Below are 20,422 nucleotides of genomic sequence, written 5' to 3'. Positions count from 1 at the left end.
TCAGTCCTCCAGGAAGATGGTCGGGATGGCGGGGTCGCCCGGCTGCAGGCGGCCCACCGAGGCGGGCAGCTCGCGCAGGGAGGCGGCGTGCCGCTCGGCGGCGCGGGTGACGGCCTCGGGGCCGGTCCAGCCCTCGGCCAGCTCGCCGGTGTGCACGAAACGGTGCAGCAGGGGACGGTCGTCGGCGTCGGGCGCGGCGCTGCGGTTGACGCCGATCACCTCGGCGGTGGCCCGGCCCCGCGGGTCGCGGCGGCGCGCGGCCTCCTTGCGGCCGCCCCGGCTGGCCTTGCCGGAACTGGCCTTGGCCACGTCCACCCACGTGCCGTCGTCGTCCTGGCGGGCCACGAGCTTGTAGACCATGGAGGCGGTGGGCGCGCCGGACCCGGTGACCAGGCGCGTGCCCACGCCGTACGAGCTGACGGGGGCGGAGCGCAGGGCGGCGATCGCGTACTCGTCCAGGTCCGAGGTGACCATGATCCCGGTCTCGGTGTTGCCCAGCTCGTCGAGCAGCTCGCGCACGCGGTGGGCCTGGATCACGAGGTCGCCGGAGTCGACCCGGACGTTCCGCAGGGCCGGGCCGGCCACCTCGACCGCGGTGCGCACGCCCTGCTCCACGTCATACGTGTCCACGAGGAGGGTGGTGTCCGCTCCGAGCGCGGCGACCTGGGCCTCGAAGGCGGCGAGCTCCGAGTCGTGCAGCAGGGTGAAGGAGTGGGCGGCGGTGCCGACGGTCGGGATGCCGTACCGGCGGCCCGCCTCGAGGTTCGAGGTCGCGGTGAAGCCCGCGATGGCCGCGGCGCGGGCGGCGGCCACGGCGGACTCCTCGTGCGTGCGGCGCGAGCCCATCTCGGCGCACGGGCGGCCGTCCGCGACGGCCGTCATGCGGGAGGCGGCGGAGGCCACGGCGGAGTCGTAGTTGTAGATGGAGAGCAGGTAGGTCTCCAGGATGCACGCCTCGGCGAACGTCGACTCCACCTGCAGGAGGGGGGAGTGCGGGAAGTAGGCCTCGCCCTCGGCGTAGCCCACGATGTCGCCCGTGAACTCGTAGTCGGCGAGCCAGGCCAGCGTGGCGTCGTCGAGGGCGGTGGTGTCCGCGAGGAAGTCGAGCTCGGGCGTGTCGAACCGGAAGCGGGACAGGCCCTCCAGCGCGCGGCCCACGCCGGCCACCACGCCGTAGCGGCGGCCGCTGGGCAGGCGTCGGGTGAACAGCTCGAAGCGGGAGCGGCGGTGCGCGGTGCCGGCCTTCAGCGCGGCCTGGAGCATGGTCAGCTCGTAGTGGTCGGTCATCAGCGCCGTGGGGATCTGCCAGTCGTCGGCGGTCCGCGGGGCGCTGGGCACGGGGTTCTGGCTCACGCGCCCACCCTAGTGGACCGTGGCGGGGCCGGTCCTGGCCCGCCCGCCTCATACACTGGGGCGCATGTCCGTGCTGACCCGCCACGATCCGTCCGCGCCGCGCGCCGTGCGTCCGGCGCCGGCTGAGTCCGTCCCCGCCGGCGCCACCAACACCGCCCTGCTGGAGCGGCCTCACGAGGACACAGCCCGGGACCGGCCGTGGAACGTGGTGGTGTGGAACGACCCGGTGAACCTGATGAGCTACGTCGCCTACGTGTTCCGCACTCACTTCGGCTACTCCGCGGCCAAGGCGCAGCGGCTCATGCTCGAGGTCCACGAGCGGGGCCGGTCCGTGGTGGCGACGGGCACCAAGGAGAAGGCCGAGCTGCACGTGGGCGCGATGCACGGCTACGGTTTGTGGGCCACGCTGGAGCAGGCGGAGGACTGAGGAGGGGCATGGCAGAACGGTTCCGCTGGACGCGGCGGGGGTACACGGCGCAGCTGGAGCTGCCGGAGGTGCGCCTGCTGCGCGGGCTGGTCAGGGACGTCGTCGCCCTGCTCGAGGGCCGACGCGCGGACGTGCGCCCCGCCGAGGCGGACCCCGCCGGGGCCCCGGCCGCCGAGGACGGCGTCGCCACGCCCGAAGATCCCCCGGCGGCGCCGCCGTCCGTGTCCGCCGCGGAGGACGCGGGCCCCGTGGCCGGGCTGGACGCGTCCGACGCCGCGTTCTGGGGGCTGGTCTCCGGGCTGCACCTGGGCCAGGACCCGGAGCCGCAGCGCTCGGCCCCCGCCGACCCGGCCGTCGCACGCCTCCTGCCGGATGCGATGCCCCAGGCCGGCGCCGCCGAACAGGGCGCCCACCGGGCCCTGACCGAGGACGCCCTGTCGGAGGGGAAGCTCGCGGACGCGCGCCTGGCACTCGAGCTGCTGCGCTCGACGCGCGTGGAGGTCCCGCACGACCAGGCGCCGGCCTTCGGCCGCGCGCTCAACGACGTGCGCCTCGTCCTCGCCGCCCGCCTGGGCGTCGAGACCGAGGAGGACGCCGCCCGCGTGCACGCCGTGGACGACTGGCGCAGCGCGGAGGACGTCGAGTCCACCATGGCCCTGCTCTACAACTTCACCTCGTGGCTGCTGGAGACGCTCATGACGGAGATGCTCAGCGAGCTGCCCGAGGGCTCGGACGAGTCCGCGCCGGGCGCCGGGGACGCGGAGGACGAGCAGTGACCGGCCAGCGCGCCGCCGTGGACGCCGCGGCGCCGATCGGCGTGTTCGACTCGGGCGTGGGCGGGCTGACCGTGGCCCGGGCGATCATGGACCAGTTGCCCCACGAGTCCATCCTCTACGTGGGCGACACGGAGCACTCGCCGTACGGCCCGCGGCCCATCGCCGAGGTGCGGGCCCTCGCCCTGGCGATCATGGACGAGCTCGTCGCGCGCGGCGTCAAGGCGCTCGTGATCGCGTGCAACTCCGCGTCGGCCGCCGTGCTGCGCGACGCCCGCGAGCGCTACACGGGAGGCCACGGCATCCCCGTGATCGAGGTGATCCAGCCCGCCGTGCGCCGCGCCGTGGCCGCCACCCGCACGGGCCGGATCGGTGTGATCGGCACCGAGGCGACCGTCGGGTCCCGCGCCTACGAGGACTCGTTCTCGGCCGCCCCGCACCTCGAGATCACCTCGGTCGCGTGCCCGCGGTTCGTGGAGTTCGTGGAGGCCGGCATCACCACCGGCCCCGAACTGCTGGAGACCGCCCGGGAGTACACGGCCCCGCTGCGTGCGGCGGGCGTGGACACCCTCGTGCTGGGATGCACCCACTACCCGCTGCTGACCGGCGCCCTCTCGCTCGTGATGGGGGAGGACGTCACGCTCGTCTCCTCCGCGGAGGAGACCGCCAAGGACCTCTACCGGGAACTGGTCCGCCTCGGCCTCGAGCACCCCCACTCGGCTGCGGGCTCCGGCCAGGCCACCCGCCACCGCTTCGCCGCCACCGGCGACCCCGACCACTTCCAGGCCCTCGCGCGCCGCTTCCTCGGACCCGAGGTCGAGTCCGTGCGCCGCCTGGAGACGATCGGCGCGCCCCGCCCCGCGGCCGCGCCGGTCCCGACGCGCTCGACGGCCTTCGTGCGGCTGGGCGCCGAGCAGGAGGGTGTGACGTGAAGCTGACCATCATCGGGGCCTCCGGGTCCTTCCCCGGCCCGGGCTCACCCGCCTCGTGCTACCTCCTCACCGCCGAGGGCGTGGCCGAGGACGGCGTCACCCCGCGCACGTGGCGGATCCTGCTCGACCTCGGCAACGGCGCCCTCGGCGTGCTGCAGCGCTACGTCGAGCTCGAGGACCTGGACGGCATCCTGCTCTCCCACCTGCACCCGGACCACTTCATGGACCTGTGCGGGATGCACGTGGCCATCCGCTGGAACCCGGCCGGCTGGGGACGCGGCCGGCTGCCCGTCTACGGACCCGCCGGCACCGCCGACCGCATCGCCGAGGCGTACGGGATGGACCCCGAGCCGGGGATGCACCAGGACTTCGAGTTCCGGTGCTGGGCCGCCGGCCGCACCGAGCGGCTGGGTCCGTTCCGGTTCACCCCGGTCCCCGTGCGCCATCCCATCGACGAGGCCTACGCGATCCGGGTCGAGGTGGACCGCGTCGACGACGACGGCGGCGTCACCACCCGCGTGCTCACCTACTCCGGAGACACCGACGCGTGTGAGGGGCTCGTCGAGGCCGCGCGGGACGCGGACATGTTCCTGTGCGAGGCCGCCTTCCACGAGGGCCGGGACGACGGCATCGACGGCGTCCACCTGACCGGCCGACGGGCCGGCGAGACGGCGGCGCAGGCCGGAGCCCGGAAGCTGCTGCTCACGCACCTGCCGGTGTGGAACGATCCGCAGCGCGCCGTCCAGGAGGCCCGTGAGGTGTACGACGGCCCGCTGGCCGTCGCCGTCTCGGGGCTGAGCTACGGCGTCTGAGCGCGTGCCTAGACTGGAGACCATGAGCTCTCCCGCCCCCACCGCCCCCCGCCCGGACGGCCGCGCCGTCGACGAGCTGCGCCCCATCACCATCACCCGGGGCTGGTCCCGGCAGGCGGAGGGCTCGGCCCTGATCGAGTTCGGGAAGACCCGCGTGCTGTGCACCGCCTCCTTCGCCGAGGGCGTGCCGCGCTGGCTCAAGGGCGAGGGGACCGGCTGGGTCACCGCCGAGTACGCGATGCTCCCGCGGGCCACCAACGAGCGCAGCCAGCGCGAGTCTGTCAAGGGCCGGATCGGCGGGCGCACCCACGAGATCTCCCGTCTGATCGGCCGGTCCCTGCGCGCCGTCATCGACCTGTCCGCCCTGGGGGAGAACACCATCGTCCTCGACTGCGACGTCCTCGACGCCGACGGCGGCACCCGCACCGCCGCCATCACGGGCGCCTACGTCGCCCTCGCCGAGGCGGTGGCCTGGGCGCGGCGCGAGGGGATCCTCGCGAAGGGCGCCGCCGTCCTCAAGGATTCCGTCGCCGCGGTGTCCGTGGGCATCGTGGACGGGGTGCCCGTCCTCGATCTGTCGTACGTGGAGGACGTGAAGGCGGAGACGGACATGAACGTGGTCGTCACCGGCGCCGGCGAGTTCGTGGAGGTGCAGGGCACCGCCGAGGGCGTGCCGTTCACCCGCGCCGAGCTGGACACTCTGCTGGACCTGGCCCTGATCGGCACGGGTGAGCTGGCGCGCATCCAGGCCGAGACCCTGGCCGCCGCCACGGAGGACCGGGCGTGAACGCGCCCGCCGTCTCCTCGTCGTCGGGCCTGCCCGAGGGCGCCCGCGTCGTGCTCGCCACGCACAACGCGGGCAAGGTGCGCGAGCTGCGGCAGCTGCTCGCCGGCGCCGTGCCCGGCCTCGACGTGGAGACCGCGGTGGTGGACGCGGGCGCCGTGGGCGCCCCGGACGTCGTCGAGGACGGCGTCACGTTCGCCCAGAACGCGCTGAAGAAGGCCCGCGCCGTGGCCGCGCACACCGGGCTGATCGCCGTCGCGGACGACTCCGGTCTGGCCGTGGACGTGCTGCACGGCGCCCCCGGGATCTTCTCGGCCCGCTGGGCCGGGCGCCACGGGGACGACCGTGCCAACCTCGAGCTGCTGCTGGCCCAGCTGGCCGACGTGCCGGACGAGCATCGGGGTGCCCAGTTCGTGTGCGCCGCCGCGCTCGCGGTCCCCAGCGGCCCGGACGCCGCGGGCGCCCGGGCCATCCACGTCGAGCACGTCGAGCACGGCCGCCTGCCCGGCACGCTGCTGCGCGAGCCCGTGGGGGACGGCGGCTTCGGCTACGACCCGATCCTGCGGCCCGAGGGCCGGGACGTGTCCACCGCGCAGCTGAGCCCCGAGGACAAGAACGCGATCAGCCACCGGGGGCACGCCTTCCGCGCCCTGCTGCCCTACCTGGTGGACGCGCTCGACGCGCGCCCGTGAGCGGCGGGCGCGTCCCCGTGCCGGGGCTGGACTTCACCGCGATCGACTTCGAGACCGCCAACGGCTTCCGCGGCTCCCCGTGCGCCGTGGGCGCCGTCCGGGTGCGGGACGGGGTCATGGTGGACCGTGCCGAGTGGCTGATCCGTCCGCCCGTCGGCTTCGACCGGTTCGATCCCCGCAACGTGCGCATCCACGGCATCACCGAGGACCGCGTCCTGGACGCCCCCCGGTTCGCGCAGGTGTACGACGAGCTCGCGGACTTCGTGGGGACGGACGTGCTCGCGGCGCACAACGCGGGCTTCGACGTCGGCGTCATCGAGTCCGGCCTCGAGGTCTCCGGCCGGGACGTGCCGGGCCTGGAGTTCGTGTGCACCCTGGTGCTGGCGCGCCGCGTCTACGACCTGCCCTCGTACGCCCTGCCCTCCGCGGCGCGCGAGGCCGGGTTCACCCCGGGGCGCCACCACGACGCACTGGCCGACGCCGAGGCCTGCGCGGCCATCCTCGTGGACATCGGCCGGCGCGTGCTGGGAGCGCCGCCGGCCGACGCGGACGTTCTGCCGGGTCTGACCGACGCGCCGGCCGGCCGCGGCGTCGACCGCCTGATGCGGGCCCAGGGGCTGGGCGTCAGCGTCCTCGCCCCGCGGGCGGCGGGTGCGGGCGCCGAGTCGAAGGCCACCCGCCAGGCCCGGCGCACCGAGGGCGTCTTCGACGCGCGGGTCCCGCTGCGGGACGAACGCGCCATGCCCGACTTCATGCGCTGGCCGGACGAGGGCGTCAATCCGCTCCCGAACCCGGCCGCCGACCCGGGCCACCCCCTGTTCGGCCAGACCGTGGTGTTCACGGGCGGCATCGGCATGTCGCGTCAGCGTGCCAAGACGCGCGCGGCCGCGCACGGTGCGCAGACCGCGAACCGGGTGGGCGCGGCCACCACGATGCTCGTCGTGGGGGACGGCTTCGAGGCCGCGGACCTGCACCGCCCGCGCGCCGAGGACGGGGCACCGCAGGCCGTGACCACGGCGCTGGCGCACCGCAAGACGCGGGACGCCCTGCGCCGGCGGGACCGTGGGCAGGCCATCGCCCTGGTCTCCGAGGGGGAGTTCCTGCAGATGCTCGACGGGAACTGGCCGGACGCCGCGCGCTGAACCACTCAGGTGGTCGCGGCGCTCCAGCGCCGGGCGGCCTCCAGGACGACCTCGCGCTCGGCGATCCACCCCGGGACGGAGGCCTCGGCCGCGGCGCGGTCCGCGGGGTCGTGCGCGCCGAACACGGCGGTGCCGTGCGCCGCGCCGAGCACCTGCCCGGCCAGCGAGGCCGTGGAGTCGGAGTCGCCGTCGTGGTTCACGCCGATCCGCAGCGCCAGGGCGAGCGCCGCCGCCGGATCGGCCGGGTGTGCCGCCTGCGCGGTGAGCGCGGCATAGAGCGCGATGGCCAGGGCCTCCTCCGCGACCCAGCCCTCGCCGAGCGCGGTGGGGAGGGCGCCGGGGGCGCCGGGGTCTGCGTCGACGGTGCCGGCCAGGTCGACCGCCGCGGTGACGGCGGCGCGGGTCTCCTCGGCCTCCTCGCCCAGGGTGTCGAGCCACGCGCGGGCGTGCGCGACCGCGGCGGCCAGGTCCAGGCCGCGCAGCAGGGCCGCGATGACGAGGGCGTACGCGGCCGCCGCGACCCACGCGGTGGGGTGGCCGTGCGTGAGGACGGCCCCCTGGCGGGCAAGGGACACGACGTGCGGGTCCTCGAGCCCCGGCACCATCCCGTACGGGGCCGAGCGCATGACCGTCCCGCAGCCCTTCGAACCCGGGTTGTGCGGGTCGCCCGGCAGGCCCATCCCCGGTTCGGCGAGCCCGGTCAGGCACGCGGTGCCCGGCGCGCGGCGCACCTTCAGCTCCGCGTGCGCGTCGATCCAGCGGGGCGGGGCCGGGGGAGCGCCCTCGGGCAGCGCGCCGTCCTGCGTGGCGAACCAGCGCAGGCACGCGAGCCACACGCACGCCGCGGGATCGGCCGGGACGCCGTCGTTCTGCCACTCGATCCACTCGAGCAGGCCGTCGAGCACGTACAGCGTCAGCTGCGTGTCGTCCGTGATCGGCAGGGCGTGGGCGCCCTCCTGGGCGAGCAGGTCCGCGGCGTCGGTGACGCCGGCGGGGCCGTGCACCGCCGCGATCCCCGACGCGGGGGTGAACTCGACGACGCCGCCCAGCGCGTCCCCGGCGGCACCGGCCGCGAGGAGGGCCAGGACCCGGTCGGCGTGCTCGGGGCCGGGCAGGGGCGTGGACGAGGAGGCGGTGGGCTCGGGCGCGGTGGCGGACATGCCGCCATCGTACGAGCTGCACCGCGTCGTGCTTATCCCGTCCACACCCTCCCTAGAGTGGGCCGCATGATCCTGCTGCACACCTCGGACTGGCATCTGGGCCGGTCGTTCCACGGTACCGGGCTGCTCGAGGCCCAGGAGGAGGTCCTGGACGCCCTCGTCGCGACCGTGACGGAGCGCGGCGTGGACGCCGTCCTGCTGGCCGGGGACGTGTACGACCGCGCGTTGCCTCCGGCGGACGCCGTCCGGCTGCTGGACCGGACGCTCACCCGGCTGCACGCGGCCGGCGCCCAGGTGGTGCTCACGAGCGGCAACCACGACTCGGCGGTGCGCCTCGGCTTCGGCGGCGGACTCCTGGCGGCCGCGGGCGTGCACGTGCGCGCGGACGCGGTGGAGCTGGACCGCCCCGTGCTGCTCACCGAGCCCGGGGTCGACGGCGGCGCGGGCCAGACCGTGGCCGTCTACGGCATCCCCTACCTCGAACCGCGCCACCAGGGACCGGCCTGGGGCGTGGAGCCCCACCACACGGCCGTGCTGACGGAGGCGGTCCGCCGCGTCCACGCCGATCTGGCCGCCCGCCGCGCCGAGACGCCGGAGCCGGTGGCCGCCGTCGTGCTGGCCCACCTGTTCGCGGCCGGGGGCCACGGCTCCGAGTCCGAACGGGACATCGGCGAGGGCGAGCACGTCGAGCCGGACGCCCCGCCCGAGATGCTGGTGGGCACGCTGGGGCAGGTGCCGGTCTCCGTGTTCGACGGGCTCGACTACGCGGCCCTGGGCCACCTGCACGGCCGCCAGCGGCTGGCAGAGCACGTGCGGTACTCCGGCTCACCGCTGCCGTACTCCTTCTCCGAGGCGGGCCACCGCAAGGGCGGCTGGCTCGTCCACGTCACGGGCGGGGCCGTCACCGACGTCGAGGCCGTGGACTGGGACGCCGGACGGCGCCTGGCGGTGCTGTCCGGGCCGATCGAGGACCTGCTGGAGTCCCCGGAGTTCGCGTGGGCGGAGCAGTGCTGGGTGCAGGTCACCGTCACCGACGACGAACGCCCCGAGCGGGCCCTGGAGCGCCTGAAGACCCGGTTCCCCTCCGTGCTCGTCTTCCGCCACGAACCGGCCGGCGGGAGGCGGGCCCGGGAGCGGACCTACGCCCAGGTCCTGCGGCAGGCACCCTCGGACCACGCGCTCGCGGTCGGTTTCGTGGACCACGTCCGGCAGCGGCCGGCCAGCGGGGCCGAGCAGGACCTGCTGCGGGACGCCCTCGAGGCCGCTCGCGCGGGGGAGGTGCGCGCATGAGGATCCATCGGATGCGCCTGGAGGGGCTCGGGCCCTACGCCCAGGCGCAGGACGTCGACTTCGACCGGCTCAACGCGGCCGGCCTGTTCCTGCTGGACGGGCCCACCGGCGCGGGCAAGTCCACGGTGCTGGCCGCGCTGTGCTTCGCCCTCTACGGGACCGTGCCGGGCGGACGGTCGGCCGAGTCGCTCGTGACCACGCTGCGCGAGCCCGGCGCGGTGATCCCCGAGGTGCAGGTCGAGTTCACCGTGCAGGGCCGGCGCTTCGAGGTGGTCCGCTCGCCCAAGCACGAGCGGCCCCGCCGGAGACGCAGCGCGGCGGGCGGCGCCACCGTCACCACGCCGGCCACGGTCTCCCTGCGGGAACGCGTGGACGGGGAATGGACGGCGCCGCTCACCCGGGCGGACGAGGTCGGCCAGCAGATCGCGGCCGTCCTGCACCTGGACGCCGAGCAGTTCATGCAGGTGGTCCTGCTGCCTCAGGGACAGTTCGCCCAGTTCCTCACCGCGAAGTCGGATGAGCGCCGCGTCCTGCTGCGGCGGCTCTTCGGCACGCAGCGCTTCGACGGCGTCGAGGAGCACCTGCGCGTCGAGACGGCCCGGCTGGACACCGCGGTGGCCGTGGACGCGGACGTGGCCCGGACCGCGCGGGCACAGCTGGCCGAGGCGCTCCACGAGGCGCTCGGCCCGGACTGGCATGCGCCGGAGCCGTCACCGGACACGGACGAGCGGCTGCTCGCCCTCGCCGCTGAGCGCGCGGGTCGCGCGCACGAGGACGCACGGGCCGGCCTCGCCACGGCCCGCGCCGCCGAGCAGCAGGCTCGGGTGACGGCGCGTGAGCTGGAGACCCGCGGGCGGGACCTGGCCGCGGCCGAGGCGTGGGGGCGCCGTCGACGCGACCACGACGCCGAGGCTGAGACCGCCGCCGCGCGGCGCCGCGCCGTCGACGCCCATGAGCGCGCCGGGCGGGTGCTCACCGCCGCGCAGCGGGCCACCGCGGCGGCGGACGCCGCCGGCACCGCGTCGGAGGCGGTGACGCAGGCCCTGGCGCACGTCGAGGACGAGCCGACCGCGGCGGCGTGGCTCGCCGCCGCCCGGGCGGACGGGGCCGCCGACACGCCCGCCTCCCGCCAGGCGCTGGGGGAGGCCGAGCGCGCCGCGGAGGCGGTGGCGCGCGCGGTTCGGGACCGTGACCGGATGCGCGAGCTGGAGCAGGAGGCGGCCGCCGCGGCGGAGCGGCGGGCCGAGATCGACCGCGACCGCGCCGCCCTGGTCGAGTCCCGCCCCGAGCGTGAGGCGGCCGTCGCGGCACACCGCGCGGTCGTCGAACGCGGCACCGAGCGTCTCGGCGCCCGGGAGGCCGTGGACCGCGCCGTGTCCGAGGCCGCCGCTCGCCGCACGGCCGCCGAGGCCGCGGCCGCCCGCGCCGTCGAGGTCGAGACCGCGGCCCGGGCCCACCGGGAGGCACAGGAGCGGCGACGTGAGGCCGCCGAACGGCACGTCGGTCTGCTGCGTGCCCGGTACGAGCAGGCCGCCTCCGAACTGGCGGAGCGGCTCGTGCCCGGCGAGCCGTGCGCCGTGTGCGGCTCGCCCGAGCACCCGGCCCCGGCCGCGACCGCGGACACCGCGGTGACCGAGGCGGACGTGCGGGACGCCGAGCAGGCCCGGACCGCGGCCGACCGGGCCGCGACCGACGCCGAGACCGCCCTGCGCGCCGCCGAGCAGACCCTCCGCTCGGCGGGCGAGGCCGCCGCCGGGCTCGCACCCGAGGCCGCGCGGGAGGCGCTCGAGCGCGCCGAGACCGAACGGGCCGCGCTGGACCAGGCGGCGAAGGACCTCGCCGCGGACCGCCGCCGGCTGACCGCCGCCGAGAAGACGCTCGCCGGGGCCGACGAGACCGCCGCCGCGCTCGCGGCCGAGGACGGCCGGCTCGCCGAGGCCGCCGCCCACCGCGCCGCCCGGCTGACCGAGCTGCGGGACGCCGTCGAGGCCGCCCGCGGCGACGCCGAGACCCTCGACGCCCGCCGCGACCAGGTCACCGCCGCACGCCGGGTCCTGGCCGCCCTCGCTGCGGCGCAGGACGAGGACGCGCGCGCCCGGGCGGTCGCCGACGAGACCGGCCAGGCGCTCACCGCCGCGCTGGCCGAACAGCGCTTCGACGACGTCGACGCGGCGCGCGCGGCCCGCCTCGAGGAGACGGAGGCCGCCGCGCGCACGGCCGCCGTGCAGGAGTGGGACGCCGAACGGGCCCGCCTCGCCGAGCTCGAGGCGAGCGAGCCCGTCCGCCGGGGCCGCGCCCTCGCCGAGGCGGGCGTCGAGCCGCCGACCGAGGAGCAGACCCGCGCCGCCGCCGAGGCGCTCGCCGCGGCCGAGGCCGCGAGCTCGTCCCGGGCGACGGCGGTCGGGCGACTCGATTCACTCGTCGCCACGGTGCGCCGCCAGTCGGCCGCCCTGACCGAGGTCCTGGAGCGGTCCGCCGGGCTCATCGCCGAGCACACGCGGGTGCGGGGGCTGCTCGACCTCGTCCGCGGCGGCGGGGAGAACCTGCTCAAGATGCCGCTGACGAGCTACGTCCTCGCCGGGCGGCTCGAGGAGGTCGCCGCCGCGGCCACCGAGCGTCTGCTCGCCATGACGGACCAGCGGTATTCGATCGAGTACTCCGACGCCGTGGGCGGGCGCGGGAACAAGGGCCTCGAACTCGTCATCCGGGACCACTACGTGGACGAGACGCGCCACCCGGCCACGCTCTCGGGCGGCGAGACCTTCATGGCCTCCCTCGCCCTCGCCCTGGGGCTCGCGGACACCGTGCAGGCCGAAGCCGGCGGCATCGAACTGGACACGCTCTTCGTGGACGAGGGCTTCGGCTCGCTCGACGCGGACACCCTCGACGACGTCCTGGACGTCGTGGACACCCTGCGGACCGGTGGCCGGACCGTGGGCCTCGTCTCCCACGTCGAACGGATGAGGCAGGAGATCGGCGTGCGCCTCGAGGTGCGCAAGGACCGGCGCGGCTCGAGCCTCGCGGTGCACGACGGCGCCTGAGCGGCGGGGGTGCGCCCCGCCGCCCCGGCCCGCGCCACGCGTGAGCGGTCAGGCCCGGCGCCACCGCCGGCGGAGGCGCTGCCGGAGTCGGCCGAGGCGTCCGGCGTCGAGCTCGGACGGGGCCGCGCTTCCCTGCTCGGCCCGGCGCTCCCGCTCGGCCGCGACGCGCTGCGCCTCCCATGCGGCCGCGACACGGCGCTCCTCCTGCAGGCGGCGCTCCCCGCGGACCTCGGTGAGCCGGTACAGCACGGGCACGAGCACGAGGGTGAGCAGGGTGGAGGAGACCAGGCCGCCCACCACGGCCACCGCGAGGGGCTGGGAGATGAACCCCGCGTGCCCCGTGACGCCCAGGGCCATCGGGGTCATGGCCAGGACGGTGGCCAGGGCCGTCATCACCACCGGGCGCACGCGGTTGAGCGCGCCCACCTCGATGGCCTCGTCCAAGGGCATTCCGCGGTCGCGTCGGTACTGGTTGATCAGGTCGATCAGCACGATCGCGTTCGTCACCACGATGCCCACCAGCATGAGCAGCCCGATCATCGTGGACAGTCCCAGGGGCGTGCCGGTGGCCAGCAGCGCCAGGAACACGCCCGTGGCGGCGAAGGGGATCGACACGAGCAGCACGAGCGGCTGGCGCAGCGAGTTGAACGTCGCCACCAGCACGACGTACACGGTCGCCACGGCGGCCAGCAACGCCAGCCCGAGGTCCCGGAACGTCTGCGCCTGCTGCTCCGCCGCGCCGCCCACGGCCGCGGTGACGCCCTCGGGCAGGTCCAGCTCCGCCACGGCCTGCGTGACCCGGCGTGAGACGGCCCCGAGGTCCTCGTCGTCCGGGGTCACCGTGACGACGGCGGTCCGCTCGCCGTTCGAGGACGTCACCCGGGCGGGCACGGACACGCGCGAGACCTCGGCGAGGTCGGCCAGCGGCACGGGTCCCTCCGCCGTCTCCACAGGCACCTGGCGCAGGGCGTCGAGGGACTCGACCGGCTCCGGGTCACCCAGCTGCACCGCGAAGCTCTCGAACCCGAAGCGGACCTCGCCCACGGGCACGGCCTGCAGGGCGGCGGCGGCCTGGCCGGCCACCGCCTCCTCGGTCAGGCCGAGCCGGGCGGCGGCGACGGTGTCCACGTCCACCTGGAACGTCGGGCGCAGGTCCGAGGCCGGCGTCGTCACCTCGCGGGCACCCTCGACGGGCTGCAGCGCCTGGGCGACCTGGCTGGCGGCCGCGGTGAGGGTCTGCGGGTCGGGGGCGGAGACGGACACCTCGATGTCCTGGCCGCCGCTCGGCCCCTGCTGCGTGGAGACGGACACGTCGCCCACGCCGTCGAGACCCGTGAGCTCGGCGCGCACCCCGTCCTGAAGGGCCACCTGATCCGCATCCGGGTCGGTCACCACCGTGAACCGCGCCCGTTCCGCCGAGGAGCCGCCGAAGGCCCCCATCGGACCGGCGGCGGTGCCGGCCGTCCACTGGACCGTCTCGACGCCGTCGGTGTCCAGCAGCACCCGCTCGATGCGCTCGGCGGCGGCGGCCGTCGTCTCCAGCGACGCCCCCGGCTCCTGCTCCGCCGTGACGACGAACGAGTTCTGTCCCGAGTCGCCCAGGAGGTTCGTGGGGATCAGCGGGACCAGCGCGGCCGTACCGGCCAGCAGCGCCAGGGCGGCAGCGAGTGTGACCACGGTGTGCCGCTGCGTCCAGCGCAGCACCGGGCGGTAGGCCCGCGTGAGCCATCCGCCGGCCGCCACGGGCCGGTCGCCGGCGACGGCGGGCGCGGCCGCGGTCTCGGCCCCGCGCCGCGGGGAGCGCAGGAACCACCAGCACAGCACCGGCACGATCGTCAGGGCGACGACGAGGGAGGCCAGCAGGGCGACCGTGGCGGTCACGGCGAAGGGCCGGAACAGCTCGCCGGCCAGGCCGCCCACGAAGGCGATGGGCAGGAACACGGCCACGGAGACGAGGGTGGAGGCGGTGATCGCGGTGGCGACCTCGCGCGTGCCGTCCAGGATCGCGGTGCGCCGGTCGGCGCCCAGGCTGAGGTGCCGGCGGATGTTCTCCACCACCACGATCGCGTCGTCCACGACCCGGCCGATCGAGATCGTCAGCGCCCCGAGCGTCAGCGTGTTGAGGGAGTAGCCGAAGGCCGCCACCCCGATGAGGGCGGCCAGCAGGGACAGCGGAATGGACACGGCGGTGACGAGGGTGGAGCGCACCGAGAGCAGGAACACGGCGATCACCAGCACGGCGAACGCCAGGCCCAGCAGGCCCTCCTGGAACAGCGTGTCGATGGACTGCTGGATGAACGGGGCCTGGTCGAACACCACGATCAGGTCCGCGCCGCCGCCCACCAGGGACGCCAGCTCCGGCAGGGCGTCGCGCACGGCCTGCGAGACCGCCACGAGGTCGGCGTCCGGGGTCGCGGTCACGGAGACGGACAGCGTCGGCACCCCGTTGGTGCGGGTCAGGGACGTGGGGGCCGCGGCCACGAGGGAGACGTCGGCGACCTCGTCCAGGGTGCGCGGTTCGCCGTCCCCGGAGGGAGCGACGACGATCCCGCGCAGGCCCTCGAGGTCCTCGACGGCGGAGCCCGCCTGGACGGGATAGGTGGTCGCGCCCTCGGTGACCTGGCCGACGGGGAAGAGGCCGGTGTTCTCCTCGAGTGCGTCGGTGATGTCGGAGGTGGTCAGCCCGGCGGCGGCGAGCGCGGCCGGGTCCGGGACCACGGAGACGTTCTCGTCCGTGCCGCCGAGGACGTCGGCGCCGCGGACGCCGTCGATCTTCTGCAGCCGCGGGGCCAGGACGTCCTCGGCGCGGCGGCGCAGGGTGTTGAGGTCCTCGTCCCCGGACAGGGCGAGGAAGACCACGGGGAAGTCGGAGACGGAGCCCGCGAAGGACGAGGTCTCCGCCTCCTCCGGCAGCTGCGGCCCCAGGTTGGCGACCACCCGGTCCACCTGGGACCGGGCCCGGTTCAGGTCGGTGCCGTAGGCGAACTCCAGCTGGACCGCGTTGAAGTCGGACTGCGACGTGGACCGCGAGGATTCGAGGCCCTCCACGGCCTGCAGGGCCGTCTCGAGGGGTTCGCCCACCTGCGCGTCCACGACCTCGGGGGACGCCCCCGGGTAGAGCGTCGAGACGGAGATGACGGGCAGCTCGAGCGGGGGGATCAGCTCCCGCTTGAGCTGCCCGGCGGAGAGGACGCCGAACACCGCGATGAACACGGTGACGAGCGCCACGAGCGCCCGCCGGCCGAGTGAGAACCGTGCGAGCGCTCCCATCGCGGCGTCAGGCCAGCTTCAGTGCGGCGTCCGTGACGGTGCGGACCTCGTCCAGCAGCGCCGGGTCGTCGTTGAGCGTGTGGCCCAGCGACGGGATGAGCTCCTTGAGCGTGCCGTCCCAGCCGGCCATCTTCGCGGGGAAGCAGCGCTCGAGCAGCTTCACCATGATGGGGGCAGCGGTGGAGGCGCCCGGCGAGGCGCCGAGCAGGCCGCTGAGCGAGCCGTCCGCGTGGGTGACGACCTCAGTGCCGAACTGCAGGACGCCGCCGAAGCGGCCCTTGCGCTTCATCACCTGCACGCGCTGGCCCGCGGTGATCAGCTCCCACTCGCCGCCGTCGGCCTCCGGGTAGAACTCGTGCAGGGCGTCGATCTTCTTGTCCCGGGACTTCAGCACCTCGGTCACGAGGTACTTGGTCAGGTCCATGTTGTCCTTGGCCACGTCCAGCATCGTGCTGAGGTTGTGCGGGCGCACGGACAGCGGCAGGTCCAGGTAGGAGCCGGTCTTGAGGAAGTTCGTGGAGAACCCGGCGTAGGGGCCGAACAGCAGGGAGCGCTTGCCGTTGACGAAGCGGGTGTCCAGGTGGGGCACGGACATCGGCGGGGCGCCGACGGCGGCCTGGCCGTACACCTTGGCCATGTGCTGGTTCACCACGGACTCGTCCGTGCAGCGCAGGAACTGGCCGGAGACCGGGAAGCCGCCGAAGCCCTTGATCTCGGGGATGCCGGACTTCTGCAGCAGGGGCAGGGCGCCGCCGCCGGCACCGACGAAGACGAAGCGGGCGCGGTCCACGAGCTCGGAGCCGGCGGCCTTGTTCTTGACCTTGACCTCCCAGCGGCCGTCCGTGCCGCGGGTGAGGCCGGTGACCTTGTGACCGAAGCGCACCTCGGCGCCGGCGCCGGCCATGGCCGTGACGAGCTGGCGGGTGAGGGAGCCGAAGTCCACGTCGGTGCCGCCCGTGTGGCGGGACGCCGCCAGGCGCTGGCCCGACTCGCGGCCTTCGATCAGCAGCGGGGCCCAGGCGCGGATCTGCTCCGGGTCCTCGCTGTGCTCCATGCCGGCGAACAGCGGCTGGGCGGACATGGCCTCGTAGCGGGCGCGGAGGTAGTCGGCATGGTCGTCGCCCCACACGAAGGACATGTGCGGCAGCGGGTTGATGAAGGACTTGGGGTCCTTGAGCGTGCCGTCCGCCACCAGGGAGGACCAGAACTGGCGGGTGATCCAGAACTGCTCGTTGATGCCCAGCGCCTTGGTGACGTCCACCCGGCCGTTCTTGTCCATGGGCGAGTAGTTCAGCTCGCACAGGGCGGCGTGGCCGGTGCCCGCGTTGTTCCACGGGTCGGAGGACTCCAGGCCGGCCTGGTCGAGGCTCTCGTACAGGGCGATGGACCAGGTGGGCTCGAGCTTCTGCAGCAGCACGCCCAGGGTGGCGCTCATGATGCCGCCGCCGATCAGGACGACGTCGTGGGTGGCGGTGGACGAGGTGGTGGGCACGGTCAACTCCTGAAGCAGAACGACGGCGGGTGGGCGCAGTGCGACCAGGCCGAGCAGTGGCGGTCGGGCCGGGCGCCGTGACCTCCCACTGTACTACCGGTGCGTTCAGCCTTCGGTCAGCCTGACGCGCGAGAAGGGCTCGTCCAGCTGCGGCGACGTTGGGTAGGAGGCCACGCGCGGGCCGGTGGCCAGGGCCGAGATCGGATAGACCAGCGGCAGCGCCGGCAGGTCGAGGGCCATGGCCCGGACGACGCGGCGGAACAGGGCGCGGCGCGCGTCGTCGTCGGTCTCGGCCGCCGCCGCGTCCACGTCCTCGACGACGCGCGGGTTGCGGTAGCCGGTCTCGGCGCGGCCCGAGCGCGCGAAGGGCTCGAGGAACGCGTGCGGGTCGCGGTAGTCGCCGGTGCGGCCCATCAGGTGCAGGGCTCGGGTGGGCCGGGAGGCGACGGCGTGCAGGTAGTCCTGGTCCTCCGGCACGGGCACGGGCACGATGTGCATCCCCACCGCGCCGAGGTCGTGGGCGACCATCGCGTAGACCCGCTCCGGCTCGGGCAGGGCGGGGCGGGCCGTGCCGACCGGGTAGAGGAACTCCAACGGCTCCCCGTCGTATCCCGCCAGGCCGAGGAACTCGCGGGCCCGGCTCGGGTTGACGTCGTAGCGCCGGGCCTCCTCGTCGCCGACGCCGAGGGACGGGGGGACGAGGTCGTGGGCCAGGCGGGTGCCCTCGAGGAAGACGTCGCTGCCGGCGATGCGCGGGCGGTCCACCGCGTATGCGATCGCCTGGCGCAGGTACTGCGAGCGCACGAGCGGGTGGTCCAGGTTCATGCCCACGTAGAGCACGCCCAGGGGGTCCCGGGGCAGCACCTGGGTGCCGGCCTCGACGAGGGGGCGCAGCTGGCCGGGGGCGACGACGTCGATCACGTCCGCCGTGCCGCGCCGCAGCTCCCGCAGGCGCACGGAGGCCCGACCCCACGCCTGCACGGCCACCGGGAACGCCGCCGGATCGGAGCCGCGGTGGCGGGCGCTGGGGACCAGGATCGTCGCGCCCGAGGCACCCGGGTGGGCGCGCGTGAGCTCGGCGGTCTCCGCGGCGTCGGCCCAGCGGTAGGGGCCGGTGCCGGCGGGGGTGGTGACCTCGGAGCCGTCCACGTCGACCGTCCGGTCCCACGAGGCCGGCGAGGAGATCGCGAAGGCCGGCGAGGCCAGTGCGGCTGCGAGGTGACGGCGGGGGGAGTGCAGGCGCAGCCGCACCTCGAGCTCTCCGTGGGCCTCGACGCCGGAGAAGGCGGAGTCCGCGTCCCCGGCGTATCCGCCGAAGGCCGAGACGAACGAGGAGGGCGGGGTGACGGTCCCGTCCACGGGCGCAGGGGCGGCGGCCCACCGCTCGATGTTCGCGACCACGGCGGCGGCGTCGCACGGCTCGCCGTCGTCGAACACCACCCCGGAGACCAGGCGGAACGTGTGGAGGCGGCCGCCGTCGGACTCCTCGTGCCGCTCGGCGAGGCGGGGCGTGGGGGCGCCGGTGTCTGGGTCCACACCGAGCAGCGTCTCGAAGACCTGGCGGATCAGACGGAAGGACTCGATGTCCAGCGCGCGGGCCGGATCCCGCGTCAGCGCCCGCGCCGGGGCACCGACCACGAGCAGCCGGCCCGGTCCCGAGGAGATCGGGGCGGCGGTGGACGGCGCCGCGGGCGACGTCGTGCAGCCGGCCACGCCCAGGCCGAGCAGACCCAGGCCCCCGCCGAGGAAGGCGCGGCGAGTGGGCTGCATGGCGGCCTCCTCTGGCAGGTGACATCGGGATCGGGCGGGCCCGGGGAGTGCGGGCGGGGGGACTCGAACCCCCACGTCCAGGACACTGGAACCTAAATCCAGCGCGTCTACCAGTTCCGCCACGCCCGCGCACACCCCGCGCACGGGGCGAGGCCCGATCCTACCGTGCGGTGCCCGGGCGCGGCGGGCGCGGATCAGGCCTCGTCGAGGCCGAGGGTGCGGCGCAGTCGGGCCACGTGGCCGGTCGCCTTCACGTTGTACTGCGCGTGGGTGACCTTCCCGTCCGGGCCGACGACGATCGTGGAGCGGATCAGACCCTCGAAGGTCCGCCCGTAGTTCTTCTTCTCGCCCCAGGCGCCGTAGGCCTCGGCCACCGCGTGGTCCTCGTCCGAGAGCAGGGGGAACGTCAGGCCCTCCTGCTCGGCGAACCGGATGATCTTGCCGATCGGGTCGGGGGAGATCCCCAGGACGACGTAACCGGCCGCGGTGAGGGAGGCGAGGCTGTCCCGGAAGTCGCAGGCCTGCGTGGTGCAGCCGGGCGTGGACGCGGCCGGGTAGAAGTAGACGATCGTGTGCTTGCCCGCGCTGTCACGCAGCGAGACGGGCCGGCCCTCCTGGTCCTGGAGGGTGAACGCAGGTGCCGTGTCGCCGGGCTGGAGGCGGTGCTGGGTCGTGTCGGTCATGGGCCCAAGCCTACGGTGGGGCCTGCCGGGAGCGGAGACGACGAAGGCCCCGTCTCCGTGGAGACGGGGCCTTCGCTTCGTGTGGTGCACCCCCCGGGACTCGAACCCGGAACCTGCTGATTAAGAGTCAGATGCTCTACCGGTTGAGCTAGAGGTGCAGGTGCCGCACCGCCTCTCGGATCTCTCCGGTGCGCCGTGCAACGAGGTGAAACCCTACCAGGGGTCTCAGACGCCGTGCAAATCGGGGGGCGTGACGTCCGTCGTGTCCGGCTCCGGGGCCGCGTAGAGGCGGTCCAGCTCATCCATGAACGCGGTCATGAAGGCGTGGAAGTCGGTGGCGTCCTCGGACTGGTCGAGCTCCGCGGTGCCGTCCTCCGTGAGGTCACCCACCGGGACGCGCGTGTGCTCCGGGACGTCGAACCACGTGCGGAAGCCCGTGACGGTCTCCACCTGATAGCCGCTGCCCGTGTCCGCCACGGTGGCCACGTTGGCCAGGCCCACCTCGACGACGTCGGCGCGGTCCGGGGAGACCTCGGTCACCGGGCCGTGCGGGTCGTCCTCGGCCACGCCCGGCGCGCTTCGGTCGTGGTCGTCCGGGGTGGAGGTGGGGTCGAACGGGCACAGCAGCATCTCGAGTGGCTGGTGGCGGTAGCCGATGACGAGGGGGGAGGAGGAGCCCGAGGGCTGGCCGTAGACGACGTTGTAGTCGCCATGGTTGAACACGCGCGCATCGAAGACGCGGCGCAGCCGTCTGTGCAGGGTGGGCGTGTCCATGGCCCCAACGTACGCGGACCCGTCCGC

The 20,422-nt window shown here is 75.1% G+C and carries 16 protein-coding genes and 2 tRNA genes; 9 read left to right on the top strand and 9 right to left on the bottom strand.

Annotated elements, in window-relative coordinates; all coding sequences use genetic code 11:
* On the bottom strand, window positions 1-1,353 hold the full coding sequence (locus ACUJ8O_RS00715) for a nicotinate phosphoribosyltransferase (protein ID WP_170747946.1): 1,353 nt from the start codon (window positions 1,351-1,353) through the stop codon (window positions 1-3).
* A gap of 64 nt (window positions 1,354-1,417) precedes the next feature.
* Here ACUJ8O_RS00715 and clpS point away from each other — a divergent pair, with 64 nt between their 5' ends.
* From clpS to ACUJ8O_RS00680, 7 genes are read left to right on the top strand one after another with little or no spacing between them, the layout of a single operon-like run.
* Entirely contained in the window at window positions 1,418-1,780 is a 363-nt protein-coding gene (gene clpS / locus ACUJ8O_RS00710; protein WP_036341306.1) for an ATP-dependent Clp protease adapter ClpS, read from the top strand.
* Between the two features lie 8 nt (window positions 1,781-1,788).
* Window positions 1,789-2,556: a DUF2017 family protein gene (locus tag ACUJ8O_RS00705; protein ID WP_206450965.1), complete on the top strand. Its 768-nt coding sequence runs from the start codon at window positions 1,789-1,791 to the stop codon at window positions 2,554-2,556.
* Window positions 2,553-3,485, top strand: a complete 933-nt coding sequence (murI, locus tag ACUJ8O_RS00700; RefSeq protein WP_095347687.1) for a glutamate racemase — start codon at window positions 2,553-2,555, stop codon at window positions 3,483-3,485. Before ACUJ8O_RS00705 ends, murI begins: the two co-directional genes overlap by 4 nt.
* A complete protein-coding gene (locus tag ACUJ8O_RS00695; protein ID WP_445373056.1) occupies window positions 3,482-4,297 on the top strand; it encodes an MBL fold metallo-hydrolase in 816 nt (271 codons plus the stop codon). Before murI ends, ACUJ8O_RS00695 begins: the two co-directional genes overlap by 4 nt.
* A gap of 22 nt (window positions 4,298-4,319) precedes the next feature.
* Entirely contained in the window at window positions 4,320-5,084 is a 765-nt protein-coding gene (rph, locus tag ACUJ8O_RS00690; protein WP_366364913.1) for a ribonuclease PH, read from the top strand.
* Complete coding sequence (locus ACUJ8O_RS00685) at window positions 5,081-5,773, top strand: non-canonical purine NTP pyrophosphatase (protein WP_115261336.1); 693 nt, start codon at window positions 5,081-5,083, stop codon at window positions 5,771-5,773. Before rph ends, ACUJ8O_RS00685 begins: the two co-directional genes overlap by 4 nt.
* Window positions 5,770-6,915, top strand: coding sequence for an exonuclease domain-containing protein (locus tag ACUJ8O_RS00680; RefSeq protein ID WP_095347685.1), 1,146 nt, complete (start codon window positions 5,770-5,772; stop codon window positions 6,913-6,915). Before ACUJ8O_RS00685 ends, ACUJ8O_RS00680 begins: the two co-directional genes overlap by 4 nt.
* Window positions 6,916-6,920: 5 nt before the next feature.
* On the opposite strand, the gene ACUJ8O_RS00675 is transcribed toward ACUJ8O_RS00680, so the two are convergent.
* The gene (locus tag ACUJ8O_RS00675; RefSeq protein WP_036338369.1) at window positions 6,921-8,075 is read right to left on the bottom strand and encodes an ADP-ribosylglycohydrolase family protein; all 1,155 of its coding nucleotides are present in this window, start codon (window positions 8,073-8,075) and stop codon (window positions 6,921-6,923) included.
* Between the two features lie 66 nt (window positions 8,076-8,141).
* Here ACUJ8O_RS00675 and ACUJ8O_RS00670 point away from each other — a divergent pair, with 66 nt between their 5' ends.
* Both ACUJ8O_RS00670 and ACUJ8O_RS00665 read left to right on the top strand, forming a co-directional pair.
* Window positions 8,142-9,365, top strand: a complete 1,224-nt coding sequence (locus ACUJ8O_RS00670) for an exonuclease SbcCD subunit D (RefSeq protein WP_036338366.1) — start codon at window positions 8,142-8,144, stop codon at window positions 9,363-9,365.
* Window positions 9,362-12,406 carry an AAA family ATPase gene (locus ACUJ8O_RS00665; protein WP_445373055.1) on the top strand — a complete coding sequence of 1,015 codons (3,045 nt, stop codon included), beginning with the start codon at window positions 9,362-9,364 and terminating at the stop codon, window positions 12,404-12,406. The genes ACUJ8O_RS00670 and ACUJ8O_RS00665 overlap by 4 nt, the downstream gene beginning before the upstream one ends.
* Before the next feature lie 48 nt (window positions 12,407-12,454).
* Here ACUJ8O_RS00665 and ACUJ8O_RS00660 read toward each other — a convergent pair whose 3' ends face one another.
* The 7 genes from ACUJ8O_RS00660 to ACUJ8O_RS00630 form a co-directional block, all read right to left on the bottom strand.
* Window positions 12,455-15,676, bottom strand: a complete 3,222-nt coding sequence (locus tag ACUJ8O_RS00660) for an efflux RND transporter permease subunit (RefSeq protein WP_445373054.1) — start codon at window positions 15,674-15,676, stop codon at window positions 12,455-12,457.
* 7 nt (window positions 15,677-15,683) lie between these two features.
* Entirely contained in the window at window positions 15,684-17,174 is a 1,491-nt protein-coding gene (locus ACUJ8O_RS00655; RefSeq protein WP_445373053.1) for a malate:quinone oxidoreductase, read from the bottom strand.
* 99 nt (window positions 17,175-17,273) lie between these two features.
* Complete coding sequence (locus ACUJ8O_RS00650) at window positions 17,274-18,938, bottom strand: ABC transporter substrate-binding protein (protein WP_095347314.1); 1,665 nt, start codon at window positions 18,936-18,938, stop codon at window positions 17,274-17,276.
* 48 nt (window positions 18,939-18,986) lie between these two features.
* Window positions 18,987-19,067: transfer RNA gene (locus tag ACUJ8O_RS00645), tRNA-Leu, on the bottom strand.
* Between the two features lie 65 nt (window positions 19,068-19,132).
* The gene (gene bcp, locus ACUJ8O_RS00640) at window positions 19,133-19,621 is read right to left on the bottom strand and encodes a thioredoxin-dependent thiol peroxidase (protein ID WP_010078986.1); all 489 of its coding nucleotides are present in this window, start codon (window positions 19,619-19,621) and stop codon (window positions 19,133-19,135) included.
* A gap of 82 nt (window positions 19,622-19,703) precedes the next feature.
* A tRNA-Lys gene (locus ACUJ8O_RS00635) sits at window positions 19,704-19,779 on the bottom strand.
* Between the two features lie 67 nt (window positions 19,780-19,846).
* Window positions 19,847-20,395, bottom strand: a complete 549-nt coding sequence (locus ACUJ8O_RS00630; RefSeq protein ID WP_041103201.1) for a hypothetical protein — start codon at window positions 20,393-20,395, stop codon at window positions 19,847-19,849.
* Window positions 20,396-20,422 lie beyond the last annotated feature (27 nt).

It is taken from the genome of Micrococcus sp. EWR3.9.1 (genome assembly GCF_052615555.1).
This window is presented reverse-complemented; position numbering and strand designations above follow the sequence as displayed.